We start from the raw sequence: 11,854 nt of genomic DNA, 5'->3' as shown, positions 1-11,854 counted from the left end.
CTCTAAGAAATGATTCATATCACATTTTTTATGCAAACAAAGTAACTGATTGACTTATTAATCAGTTTAAAATGAAATTATTAATATGATTGTAGGAATCGTAGAAAACGATCTGCCAGCGCTCCCCTCCCAGGAATGACTGGCTTTTTTTTAGCAGCCGGAGAGCAATCGTTTCGCTGCCTGTAGAAAGTAAGGAGTGAACTTATGGAAAAAAAGAATTGCGCGTTGGCAACCATGAAAGATGTTGCCAAAGTGGCTGGTGTTTCTACCGCAACTGTATCAAGAACGCTTATGAATCCCGATAAAGTTTCCGCCCGTACCCGCCAGAAAGTCGAGAATGCTGTATTGGAAGTAGGCTACTATCCCCATAATCTTGCCAAGAATTTACGACGCAATGAATCCAGAGCAATTTTGGTTATCGTTCCCAATATCAGCGATCCTTTTTTTACCGAAGTCATTCGCGGCATCGAAGAAACCGCAGCAGAACATGGTTATTTAGTTTTAATTGGTGACTGCAAGCATCAACAGCAACAGGAACATGCGTTTATTAATCTTCTGATCACCAAGCGGATTGATGGCATGGTACTGCTGGGTTCCAATATTCCTTTCGATGTCTCCAAGGAAGAGCAGAAAAATCTGCCGCCGATGGTTATGGCCAATGAGTTTGCACCAGAACTGGAGCTACCGACTGTCCATATTGACAACCTGACATCCGCTTTCAATGCCACTCACCATTTGCAAAAACTGGGACATAAACACATCGCCTGCATTACAGGGCCGGATAACATGCCACTTTGCCACTATCGGCTGCAAGGTTACATTCAGGCACTTCGGCGCTCAGGGGTGGATATCCGCGAGGAGTATATTGTCCGGGGCGATTTCACCCATGAAAGTGGAGCCGAATTGGCAGAAATCCTGCTTACCTTGCCGGAGCCTCCGAGCGCGATTTTCTGTCATAGTGATATCATGGCGATAGGTGCAATGTGGCAAGCCAAAAAAATGGGATTACAATTACCAGAGGATTTATCCGTTATTGGCTTTGATAATTTAAATCTGTCCCAATATAGTGAACCTGCCCTGACCACAGTGGCACAGCCTCGTTATGAAATCGGGCATCATTCCATGCTTTTGTTATTGGAACAGCTTCAGGGTCGTTTGGTTTCCAAAGGTTCAAGATTATTGGACGCCGAGTTGGTCATTCGCGCAAGTACCTGTTCGCCTAAAAGCTAGCCAAATAACAGTAGGTTAAGTAAAATTATTTATCTATTCCTTAATTTTAATCAATCAGCGAATTAAACAGTGGCACAACGAGATTATGTGAGTCGCGGGCGTAGCAATCCCCGTCGTAAAAATACTGGTAAAAGTACTGGTAAGAAAAAAAATCAGGCTCAAGGATTCCCCAAAACTACATTAGCCGTTGCTGTGGCCTTAGTGGTCATATTTATTGGTGGCCTTTATTTCATCGTACACAGCAAAAAAGAAAGTGTACAAAATGCCCCTCAACCCACTCACCAAAAGAAAGGTCATGACCTGCCGCCAAAACCAGAAGAACGCTGGAGTTACATCAAAGAATTAGAAAACCGTCCGGTGAATGAGTCTTCAATACAGGACCCTACTGCAATATTGAATCAACCGCTAAAACCCGCAACCCAACTCACACCGGAACAGCAACAACTTCTTGAGCAAATGCAGGCAGATATGCGCCAACAATCGCCTATCTCATTGAAAGAAGTACCTTATAACAGTGATTCGGTTCCACGTTCACGCGTAGTTATCACCCCTCCTGCACAGCAACCATTTACGCAAGAACAAGCTACGCAACCGCAATCCGGGCAATATTCACCGGAACAGAAGCCAGCCGTTCCACAAGAAAATAAGCCATCAACCTCATCCCCAAATTCCGGTGAGGTCAGCAAACCAAAACCAACAGTAGATAAATCCAAATGGATGCTACAATGTGGATCTTTCCGGGCGATAGAACCGGCTGAATCTGTCCGTGCCAGCCTTGCATTCGCAGGCATTGAAAGCCAGATCACCACGAAAGACAATTGGAATCGCGTTATACTGGGTCCTTATAAAAATAAGGAAAGCGCTGAAAAGATGCGCGGACGTGTTGCAGGAGCAGGTGTATCTGACTGTATTCTCCGTCCTGCCGGGGGTTGAAAATTCAGAAAATTCCCCCATCTTAATCGCTAATAACCTACATACGGTGCTTTTATCAGCAATACCGCAAGCAGTTGCGGAATAATAGACCAAAGCTCCGTGTGTACCATTTTCTATTTTGTAACCAGAGGCTAACTCGTGACTACAATCGTAAGTGTCCGCCGCAATGGCAAAGTCGTCATCGGTGGTGATGGACAAGCAACAATGGGTCATACCGTTATGAAAGGCAATGTCCGCAAAGTACGCCGCCTTTACAATGACAAAGTCATCGCGGGTTTTGCTGGTGGCACTGCTGATGCTTTCACGCTATTCGAACTATTTGAACGAAAATTGGAAATGCATCAGGGGCATCTGACCAAAGCAGCCGTTGAACTTGCCAAAGACTGGCGAACGGATCGCATGCTGCGCAAGCTGGAAGCCCTGCTTGCAGTTGCAGATGAAAATGCTTCTCTGATTATTACAGGTAACGGTGATGTGATTCAGCCAGAGAATGACCTTATCGCCATTGGTTCCGGTGGTTCATACGCACAAGCCGCAGCGCGCGCAATGCTGGAAACAACCGAACTCGGTGCCAGAGAAATCGCAGAACGCGCCCTGTCTATCGCTGGTGATATCTGCATCTACACCAACCATAATCAAAACTTCGAAGAACTGCCTTCAAAAGCGTAAGGATAGATAGCATGTCTGAAATGACTCCTCGCGAAATTGTCAACGAACTCGACAATCACATTATTGGTCAGGATAAAGCAAAACGAGCGGTTGCCATTGCCCTGCGTAACCGCTGGCGCCGTATGCAGTTGGATGAATTACTGCGTCATGAAGTCACACCAAAAAATATTTTGATGATTGGCCCAACCGGTGTCGGTAAAACCGAGATTGCCCGCCGTCTGGCAAAATTGGCCAATGCTCCCTTTATTAAGGTTGAAGCCACCAAATTCACCGAAGTCGGTTATGTTGGTAAAGAAGTCGATTCCATTATCCGAGATCTGACTGATGCAGCCGTCAAAATGGTACGTCTGCAATCCATTGATAAAAACCGCTATCGTGCCGAAGAGTTGGCAGAAGAGCGCATTCTGGATGTCCTGCTGCCACCAGCAAAAAATAACTGGGGACAGTCCGAAACTCAGTCCGAGCCATCTTCAACCCGTCAGGCATTCCGCAAAAAACTGCGTGAAGGTCAGCTCGACGATAAAGAAATTGAAATCGAAGTTTCAGCCTCTCCGGTTGGCGTTGAAATCATGGCCCCTCCGGGCATGGAAGAGATGACCAATCAGTTGCAGTCCATGTTCCAGAATATGGCAGGCCAGCGTCAGAAAAGTCGTAAGATGAAAATCAAAGACGCATTCAAGCTGTTGATCGAAGAAGAAGCGGCAAAACTGGTTAATCCTGAAGAGTTGAAACAGCAGGCAATTGATGCTGTTGAACAGCACGGTATCGTCTTTGTCGATGAAATAGACAAGATCTGTAAACGCGGCCAGACTTCCGGCCCGGATGTTTCCCGTGAGGGTGTCCAGCGCGATCTGCTGCCACTGGTAGAAGGCTGTACGGTTTCCACCAAGCACGGTATGGTCAAAACCGACCATATCCTGTTCATCGCTTCCGGCGCATTTCAGGTTTCCAGCCCTTCTGACCTGATCCCAGAACTTCAGGGTCGTTTGCCAATCCGCGTTGAACTGCAAGCGCTGACAACTGAAGATTTTGAACGTATTCTGACTGAGCCTAATGCTTCTCTGACTGAACAATACAAAGCACTGATGGCAACCGAAGGCATGAATATCGACTTCACCGCTGACGGTATCCGCAAAATCGCGGAAGCGGCATGGCAAGTGAATGAAACGACTGAAAATATCGGTGCCCGTCGTCTGCATACCGTACTTGAGCGTATGATGGAAGATATCTCTTACGATGCCAGCGAGCGTCAGGGACAATCCGTTGAAATCAATGCCGACTATGTCAAAGAACATTTGGATGAGTTGGTTGCGAATGAAGATCTGAGCCGGTTTATTTTATAATCGGTAATATTGTATTGATTCGATCTAATTCGCCAGACTGATTCATCCGAGCGAAATAGAGATAATCGTAAAAAAGGGAGGCTTTTGCCTCCCTTTTTTCTATTTCCGATGATATAAAATTCATCATGAACTAATCACCATTAACCATAGTGACAAATAGTGACAATATGAGCTCAACACTACCTATCAGTCAGATGCAGGCATGGTTAGAAAGCCTGCGCCTCAAAACGCTTCCGCTGGCCTTAGCAGCCGTGGTAACAGGTTCATCCCTTGCATCATGGACAGGACATTTCAAATGGCCTGTGGCGTTGCTGGCGTTATTAACCGCAGCCATACTGCAAATTCTTTCTAACCTCGCGAATGATTATGGTGATGTTGCCAAAGGCAGCGATACAGAAAAACGTCTTGGCCCGATGCGTGGCATGCAAAAAGGTCTGATTACAGCAAAACAGATGAAGAACGCATTGAAAATCACTGTTCTGCTCTCTTGTCTGTCCGGTACATCCCTCATCATCGTCGCCTGCAATAGCCCAAGCGATATTATCGGTTTCTTGGTTCTGGGTTTGCTGGCGATCGCCGCTGCCATTACATACACAATAGGAACCAGACCATATGGTTATATGGGACTCGGTGATATCTCCGTCCTGATTTTTTTTGGCTGGCTGAGTGTTCTTGGTACTTATTATCTGCAAGCCAATACTTTTTCCCTGAGTACAGTGCTGCCCGCAACGGCCTGTGGTTTACTCTCCGTAGCGGTTCTGAATATCAATAACCTACGCGATATCGAAAATGATCGCCAAAACGGAAAAAATACGCTGGCTGTCAGATTGGGTGGAAAAAAAGCACGTTATTACCATTCTGTACTGATAATCGGCGCTATCATTTGCCTTGTTGCCTTTACGCTTGTGTATCTGAACGGTTGGTTTAGCTGGTTATTTCTGCTTGCCTGTCCTCTGCTGTTGAAACATCTCTTGCAAGTGCTGAATGATCCGACACCTGAAGGCATGCGTCCTAAGCTGGTACAAATGGTAAAAGCGGCATTATTGACCAATGTGCTGTTTTCTATTGGATTAATACTTAATTAGGCGAGTAGATATCAATTTTATACCCACGTTTTAAGATTGATGATTTTGCCAACGCTATCGTTAAAAGGATATACTGTCCGTTCCTTGCATAAACCAGACGTAAATCCCATGAAATATGATACTTCCGAACTTTGTGATATCTATCAAGAAGATATAAACGTGGTAGAGCCGCTATTCTCCAACTTTGGTGGACGTACTTCATTTGGTGGTCAGATCATCACGGTAAAATGCTTTGAAGACAACGGTCTGCTTTACGATTTACTAGAAGAAAATGGGCATGGTCGCATTTTGCTCGTTGATGGCGGTGGATCGGTACGCAAGGCACTCGTTGATGCAGAGCTGGCTCAACTTGCTGTCAATAATGAATGGGAAGGTATTGTCGTCTATGGCGCAGTGCGTCAGGTCGATTACCTTGCTGAACTTGATATTGGTATTCAGGCTATGGCCGCCATTCCTGCCGGCTCCAACAGTGAAGGTGTGGGAGAAAGTGATATCAGGGTGAATTTCGGTGGCGTGACATTCTTCTCTGGTGACTATCTCTATGCGGATAACACAGGAATCGTCTTATCAGACGTATCACTAGAAGCTGATGACGATGAGAATGAAGTCTGATATTCATCATCTTTAGTTGGCTGTATTGGCTATATAAAAAATAAAAAAAGGGCGCAATCATCGCCCTTTTTCAGCTAACTCATTAGATACCTTACTGTACATCTTCCATTTTACCCAACAGGGTGCGTAAGCGCTCTTGCCATGCTGATTGTTCTTGTTTGAGCTGCTCATTTTCACGTACCAGTGCTTCACTGTTGTCTGTCACATTTTGGACATCCTTAGATAGCACTGCATTCTGTTCTTTTAATTCTTCAATTTCCATTTGCAGCAAAGTGATGGTATCAATCGCCTGCTGAACTTTAGATTCTAGCTTCTCAAAAACTTCAAATGACATTCTCTGGCCCTCTTGTAAGCAATGTCTTGATTGTATTTAGCCTATTAGCGCCTGTCTAGTTTCATCCTTTCAATGTGCGGTATAACGTGAAATATAATGACTAAACCAAAATGTTTATGAGATCACATTTCAGAGCCAAATAAAACCAAAATCAAATGCGAATTCGCTCATTTTGTTGACGCAACACGCAGATTTCAATTTCGCTATTTCTCGTTTACGCGCATTAACGATAAATTCACAGGGATCTTTTTCTCAATATATAAGAAATGACTAATAATTAATCTCTTCTCTGTACTTTTTTATAGGATATAGAAATGAGCCAGACCACTACTCCAACATTATCAGGTCAATGCATTTCAGAATTTCTGGGCACTGCGTTGCTCGTTTTTTTTGGCTTAGGCTGCGTTGCTGCCGCCCGACTCGCAGGGGCACAACTAGGCTTATGGGAAATCAGCATTATCTGGGGCTTCGGTGTCGCCCTGGCAGTTTATCTCACCGCCGGGATCTCAGGAGCTCATCTCAACCCCGCAGTAACGATTGCTTTAAGCCTATTTGCCAATTTTGACAGAAAAAAAGTGCTGCCTTACATCATTGCCCAAATGCTCGGTGGCTTTATTGCCGCGCTCATTGTCTACATGATGTATTACAACCTTTTCCTTGATTATGAGCAAGTTCATAACACGGTTCGCGGCTCACAGGAAAGTCTTTTTACGGCTGGCGTTTTCTCTACTTACCCGGTCGCACAAATCTCCGTATTACAGGCATTTATCGTCGAAGTTATCATCGCAGCCGTTCTGTTATGCCTGATCCTGGCTCTGACAGATGATGGCAATGGCATTCCACGGGGGCCTTTGGCACCTCTGCTGATTGGTATTCTGATCGCGGTTATCGGTGGTTCATTTGGTTCACTGACCGGATTTGCCCTGAACCCCGCCCGTGACTTCGGCCCTAAATTAGTCGCTTATTTAGCCGGCTGGGGAGATATTGCCCTGACTGGTGGCCGGGACATTCCCTATTGTCTCGTCCCATTAGTCGCACCGATTGTGGGTGCGATTTTAGGTGCCTTTGGCTACCGAAAACTCATTGCTCGCCATTTACCGCGCGAGATTTAAATTTGCCATATGAAACTTTTACCATAGTGAAATACGGCAAACGAATAAAACAATAAAAAATGCATGAATAAACCAGGTTATCGTTATGACAACAGAAAATATCACCAAAAAAAAATATATTGTCGCTCTGGATCAGGGCACAACCAGCTCACGAGCCGTCGTACTTGATCATGATGCCAATATTGTCTGCATCTCACAGCGTGAATTCCCGCAAATCTATCCCAAGCCAGGCTGGGTAGAGCACGACCCGATGGAAATTTGGGCAAGCCAGAGTTCGACATTGGTTGAAGTACTGGCAAAAGCAGATATCAGTTCTGACGAAATTGCCAGCATTGGTATCACCAACCAACGGGAAACAACCATTATTTGGGAAAAAGAGACAGGTAAACCTGTTTATAACGCGATTGTATGGCAATGCCGCCGGACAGCAGACATCTGTACCAAGCTGAAGCAAAAAGATGGACTGGAAGAATATATCCGCCAAAATACAGGGTTGGTCGTTGACCCTTATTTTTCCGGCACAAAAATAAAATGGATTTTGGACAACGTTGAGGGTGCCCGTCAACGTGCCGAAAATGGTGAACTATTATTCGGAACAGTCGATACATGGCTGGTCTGGAAAATGACTCAGGGACGCGTACACGTCACCGATTACACCAACGCCTCCCGAACCATGCTGTTCAATATCCATAATCTGGATTGGGATCAGAAAATCCTTGAAGAATTGGGGGTGCCTCGCATTATGCTGCCAAAAGTCGCAGCTTCTTCAGAGATTTATGGCCAAACCAATATCGGTGGTAAAGGCGGCACACGTATCCCTATCGCGGGTATCGCAGGCGACCAGCAAGCTGCCCTGTACGGACAGTTGTGTGTTCACCCCGGTATGGCAAAAAATACTTACGGCACAGGCTGCTTCCTGCTGATGAATACAGGCAATGATGCCGTTCGTTCCAATCACGGGCTGTTAACTACCATTGCCTGCGGGCCGCGTGGTGAAGTCAACTATGCATTGGAAGGTGCAGTATTTGTTGGTGGAGCGTCCATTCAATGGCTGCGTGATGAATTGAAACTCATCGCTGATGCCACAGATTCAGAATATTTCGCGACCAAAGTCAAAGACAGCAATGGCGTTTATGTTGTTCCCGCCTTTACTGGCCTTGGCGCACCATATTGGGACCCTTATGCCCGTGGCGCGATTTTCGGTCTGACTCGTGGCGCAAACAGCAATCACATTATTCGCGCCACACTGGAATCCATCGCTTACCAGACCCGTGATGTACTGGACGCGATGCAGGCCGATGCAGGTACACGTCTGCAAGCCCTGCGCGTAGATGGCGGCGCTGTGGCCAACAATTTCCTGATGCAGTTCCAGTCTGATATCCTCGGCACTCGTGTAGAGCGTCCGGAAGTGCGCGAAAGTACCGCATTGGGAGCTGCCTTCCTTGCAGGTCTGGCGGTCGGTTTCTGGCAGGATCTGGATGAAGTGAAGAGCAAAGCAACAATCGAAAAAGAATTCCGCCCGAGTATCGAGACGACGGAGCGCAATCATAAATACAATGGTTGGAAAAAAGCCGTTGCCCGTGCTCAGGAGTGGGAAGATCGCGCCTAACGGAACAATCAGATAAACAGAAGCTCTGGCATTGTTTGCAATACCAGAGCTTCTTTCATGAAGATATTTTTTATGAAGATACTTTTTATGAAAATACCTTTCATGAAAATACATTCGATTTCAAGAAACTGTATGTTCCTGTCGCTGAATCCGCTGAGAAATAGGCAACCAGCAAAACAGGATCAGCAACGCCATGGAAAACATTAACATGCCGACACTGAACTGACTATTTTGCGGCAGCATTGCCGATAGCCATGTCGCTACCCCCGAACCTATATTCTGGAATCCGCCAACTAAAGCACCCGCCGCGCCTGCCAGATAAGGAAATGGCTCCATCGCTCCTGTTGTTGCCAATGGGAACAACATCCCTGCACCAAAAAAGAATAGTGCCGCAGGTATCAGTAACGTCCAGATATTCATAATCCCGAACCAACCGGGCAACCACATTAATGTTCCGGCCAGCAAGCAACACGTAACAGAATTCCACATCAGCCGATGAAACGTTTTACTGTCACGTCCGGCATACCATGCACCAAAAAACGCAGCAGGAATTGGCAGGATAAACAGAATACTGACGGTTAAACTATCCAGCCCCAAAACAGAACCCATCAATACACCGCTACTGGCTTCAAAAACAGCCACCCCAGCCAAGCCACCCACCAGCATAATCAGATAGGCGACAAAGGAACTTTGGGAGAGTAATTGCTGGAAAGAGGCCAGCATCGTGCTATGTGCAGTCTGCGTGGGACGCGTTTCCGGTAGATGCCGGAATAAACAGAGCGCGACTATCGCTCCCAATACCAACAGAAAAAAATAACAAGCGCGCCAACCAAAATAGTGGGCAACTATCCCGCCAATCATCGGGGCCGCCAGAGGGCTGACCAACACAGCCATATTCAATAGGCTATTGGCATAACGCAACATCGTCCCGGTATATAAATCCCGTGGCATGGTACGCACCATCACACCAGCAACGCCTGTCCCTAATCCCTGAAATGCACTGGCCATTACCAATATCAACAGGTTAGGGGCGAACAGCGCGCATGTTGTTGCCACCAGAAAAATGGACATTCCCGCTAAAATCACTGGGCGTCGTCCTATCTTATCGGACAGGGGCCCATAAAAAAGCTGAGAAAGCCCATAAGAGAATAGATAAGCCGCCATTACCCGTTGAACCTCACCCGCAGGCTGGCTAAGATCACCAGCCATATCTGCAATAACGGGGACATAGATTGTCTGTGTCATCTGCCCGACCGCAGCTAAGGCAATCAGCATCAACAATAAATTAAAGTGTTCTATTTTTCTCATCGCATTTACATACTATCGTTCATGATGATGTACTGACTTCATTAGAGATATGTCTTTCATATTTCAGTTTGCTCCGGTGTTAGCCGCGAACGAATTGGCCACACTGCAATCTGAAATCTGTTAGGTGTTGTCGCTCCGCAAATCTATATTTTTTCTTGGTAGTATACAATTTTACATCAAGAAAAAATGACAGTTAAATTCCCCATCATTGTCAATAAAAGTGTACATATCAATCCATGATATTGGCTAATATGCAGTGAATATAACTGTAACACGTAATCGATAATGCGATTTCAGACAATCACGTAGAATCGTCATAAAAATCATCCGTTCACACAGAATTAATTCGCACCGCATCTCGCAGAGAGGTTAATCGTAATGGCAAACTGGGTTACAGGAAAAGTTACCGACATAACCAATTGGACAGATTCACTCTTCAGCATCAAGATTCATGCCCCGATTGAAAAATTTACTGCCGGACAATTTGCAAAACTTGCACTAGAAATTGAAGGTGAGCGCATTCAGCGAGCGTACTCTTACGTCAATTCACCCAATGACAATAATCTGGAATTTTACTTAGTCACTGTGCCGGAAGGAAAGCTCAGCCCACGATTAGCAGCTTTAAAAACCGGAGATAAACTTCTGGTCACGGAACAGGCGGCTGGTTTTTTCGTCCTTGAAGAAATCCCTGATTGCCAAACACTTTGGATGCTTTCAACCGGCACCGCGATTGGCCCTTATCTTTCCATCCTCCAGCAAGGCAAAAATCTGGAACGATTTGAAAACATTGTTCTTGTTCATGCCGTCAGATGGAATAAAGATCTCAGTTATTTGCCGATGATGCAGCAATTAGAAAAAACATTTCAGGGCAAACTGAGAATACAAACCATCATCAGCCGGGAAAAACAGCCAACATCACTGATGGGCAGGATTCCGGCATTAATTGAGGGTGGGGAACTGGAAGCCGCTGTCGGATTACCCATGCAAGCAGAAAACAGCCATATCATGCTGTGCGGGAATCCCCAAATGGTCAGGGATACCCGGCAACTATTGAAAGAACAGCGCAATATGACCAAACATCTGCGTCGTAAACCCGGTCATATCACCAGCGAGCAATATTGGTAATCAGCGTTTTTGAGCAGGCTCTACGGCAGAAATATAATCAACTATTTCTGCCGCCTCACCGAAACGATTAGCTTCTTCAAAACCACGGAAGACGCCACAATCCAGCATCACCATAACGAAAACCAGCGTTGGCACAAAACGACCAATTCCCCATTGCCATATTGAAGCCATCATACTCCAGTCGAGAGACAGCAATATCCAGGCCAGTGCAAGCAGTAATATCCAGCCTCCGCTTTTATTGCGGTCATGTAAGCGTTTCGCAAAAATCGCCGCAGTTGGATACAATAGCAAGGCAACACCCGCCGCCGCATAATTTATGGGGAGGACATTCATTCCATGCAGTGTCAGAATTATAAAGATCAAGGCAAAACAGATACCGACGCCGATCCAAAACTCTCTCCGTCCAATTCGACCTTTGAATGAGAATCCCCATTGTTGTAATGTCATGTATTCTTTTCCAATTGTGGGTGCTGTATTTCCGATATTTAACTCAG

The 11,854-nt window shown here is 45.8% G+C and carries 12 protein-coding genes; 9 read left to right on the top strand and 3 right to left on the bottom strand.

Annotated elements, in window-relative coordinates; all coding sequences use genetic code 11:
• The first annotated feature begins 204 nt into the window (after window positions 1-204).
• From cytR to rraA, 6 genes are all read left to right on the top strand, one after another.
• Window positions 205-1,230: a DNA-binding transcriptional regulator CytR gene (cytR, locus tag FE394_RS06695; RefSeq protein ID WP_319925623.1), complete on the top strand. Its 1,026-nt coding sequence runs from the start codon at window positions 205-207 to the stop codon at window positions 1,228-1,230.
• A gap of 69 nt (window positions 1,231-1,299) precedes the next feature.
• On the top strand, window positions 1,300-2,163 hold the full coding sequence (gene ftsN, locus FE394_RS06690; RefSeq protein ID WP_319925622.1) for a cell division protein FtsN: 864 nt from the start codon (window positions 1,300-1,302) through the stop codon (window positions 2,161-2,163).
• 138 nt (window positions 2,164-2,301) lie between these two features.
• On the top strand, window positions 2,302-2,832 hold the full coding sequence (gene hslV / locus FE394_RS06685) for an ATP-dependent protease subunit HslV (RefSeq protein WP_319925621.1): 531 nt from the start codon (window positions 2,302-2,304) through the stop codon (window positions 2,830-2,832).
• Window positions 2,833-2,843: 11 nt separating this feature from the next.
• The gene (hslU, locus tag FE394_RS06680; protein WP_319925620.1) at window positions 2,844-4,175 is read left to right on the top strand and encodes an HslU--HslV peptidase ATPase subunit; all 1,332 of its coding nucleotides are present in this window, start codon (window positions 2,844-2,846) and stop codon (window positions 4,173-4,175) included.
• A 167-nt stretch (window positions 4,176-4,342) separates the two neighbouring features.
• Window positions 4,343-5,260 (top strand): 1,4-dihydroxy-2-naphthoate polyprenyltransferase, encoded by a 918-nt coding sequence (locus FE394_RS06675; RefSeq protein WP_319925619.1) that lies wholly within the window; start codon window positions 4,343-4,345, stop codon window positions 5,258-5,260.
• A gap of 108 nt (window positions 5,261-5,368) precedes the next feature.
• A complete protein-coding gene (gene rraA, locus FE394_RS06670) occupies window positions 5,369-5,872 on the top strand; it encodes a ribonuclease E activity regulator RraA (protein ID WP_319925618.1) in 504 nt (167 codons plus the stop codon).
• 91 nt (window positions 5,873-5,963) lie between these two features.
• On the opposite strand, the gene zapB is transcribed toward rraA, so the two are convergent.
• A complete protein-coding gene (zapB, locus tag FE394_RS06665; RefSeq protein WP_319925617.1) occupies window positions 5,964-6,206 on the bottom strand; it encodes a cell division protein ZapB in 243 nt (80 codons plus the stop codon).
• 314 nt (window positions 6,207-6,520) lie between these two features.
• Here zapB and FE394_RS06660 point away from each other — a divergent pair, with 314 nt between their 5' ends.
• Together FE394_RS06660 and glpK are read left to right on the top strand one after the other, a co-directional pair.
• Complete coding sequence (locus FE394_RS06660; RefSeq protein ID WP_319925616.1) at window positions 6,521-7,318, top strand: MIP/aquaporin family protein; 798 nt, start codon at window positions 6,521-6,523, stop codon at window positions 7,316-7,318.
• Between the two features lie 85 nt (window positions 7,319-7,403).
• Window positions 7,404-8,927 (top strand): glycerol kinase GlpK, encoded by a 1,524-nt coding sequence (gene glpK, locus FE394_RS06655; RefSeq protein ID WP_319925615.1) that lies wholly within the window; start codon window positions 7,404-7,406, stop codon window positions 8,925-8,927.
• A gap of 120 nt (window positions 8,928-9,047) precedes the next feature.
• Here glpK and emrD read toward each other — a convergent pair whose 3' ends face one another.
• Window positions 9,048-10,235 carry a multidrug efflux MFS transporter EmrD gene (gene emrD, locus FE394_RS06650; RefSeq protein WP_319925614.1) on the bottom strand — a complete coding sequence of 396 codons (1,188 nt, stop codon included), beginning with the start codon at window positions 10,233-10,235 and terminating at the stop codon, window positions 9,048-9,050.
• Window positions 10,236-10,613: 378 nt separating this feature from the next.
• Here emrD and fpr point away from each other — a divergent pair, with 378 nt between their 5' ends.
• Window positions 10,614-11,360 carry a ferredoxin--NADP(+) reductase gene (gene fpr, locus FE394_RS06645; protein WP_319925613.1) on the top strand — a complete coding sequence of 249 codons (747 nt, stop codon included), beginning with the start codon at window positions 10,614-10,616 and terminating at the stop codon, window positions 11,358-11,360.
• Here fpr and FE394_RS06640 read toward each other — a convergent pair whose 3' ends face one another.
• Window positions 11,361-11,807: a DUF805 domain-containing protein gene (locus FE394_RS06640; protein WP_319925612.1), complete on the bottom strand. Its 447-nt coding sequence runs from the start codon at window positions 11,805-11,807 to the stop codon at window positions 11,361-11,363.
• Window positions 11,808-11,854 lie beyond the last annotated feature (47 nt).

Origin of the sequence: Xenorhabdus littoralis, from assembly GCF_033949345.1 — a bacterium.
Taxonomy (GTDB): domain Bacteria; phylum Pseudomonadota; class Gammaproteobacteria; order Enterobacterales; family Enterobacteriaceae; genus Xenorhabdus; species Xenorhabdus littoralis.
Note: the sequence above shows the minus strand (reverse complement) of the source record. Positions and strands in the feature narration are given on the sequence as shown.

Bases quoted from the DNA above. Each gene is read 5' to 3' on its own strand.
- cytR (WP_319925623.1), top strand. From the start codon at position 205: ATGGAAAAAAAGAATTGCGCGTTGGCAACCATGAAAGATGTTGCCAAA.
- hslU (WP_319925620.1), top strand. From the start codon at position 2,844: ATGTCTGAAATGACTCCTCGCGAAATTGTCAACGAACTCGACAATCAC.
- FE394_RS06675 (WP_319925619.1), top strand. From the start codon at position 4,343: ATGAGCTCAACACTACCTATCAGTCAGATGCAGGCATGGTTAGAAAGC.
- rraA (WP_319925618.1), top strand. From the start codon at position 5,369: ATGAAATATGATACTTCCGAACTTTGTGATATCTATCAAGAAGATATA.
- zapB (WP_319925617.1), bottom strand. From the start codon at position 6,206: ATGTCATTTGAAGTTTTTGAGAAGCTAGAATCTAAAGTTCAGCAGGCG.
- FE394_RS06660 (WP_319925616.1), top strand. From the start codon at position 6,521: ATGAGCCAGACCACTACTCCAACATTATCAGGTCAATGCATTTCAGAA.
- glpK (WP_319925615.1), top strand. From the start codon at position 7,404: ATGACAACAGAAAATATCACCAAAAAAAAATATATTGTCGCTCTGGAT.
- emrD (WP_319925614.1), bottom strand. From the start codon at position 10,235: ATGAGAAAAATAGAACACTTTAATTTATTGTTGATGCTGATTGCCTTA.
- fpr (WP_319925613.1), top strand. From the start codon at position 10,614: ATGGCAAACTGGGTTACAGGAAAAGTTACCGACATAACCAATTGGACA.
- FE394_RS06640 (WP_319925612.1), bottom strand. From the start codon at position 11,807: ATGACATTACAACAATGGGGATTCTCATTCAAAGGTCGAATTGGACGG.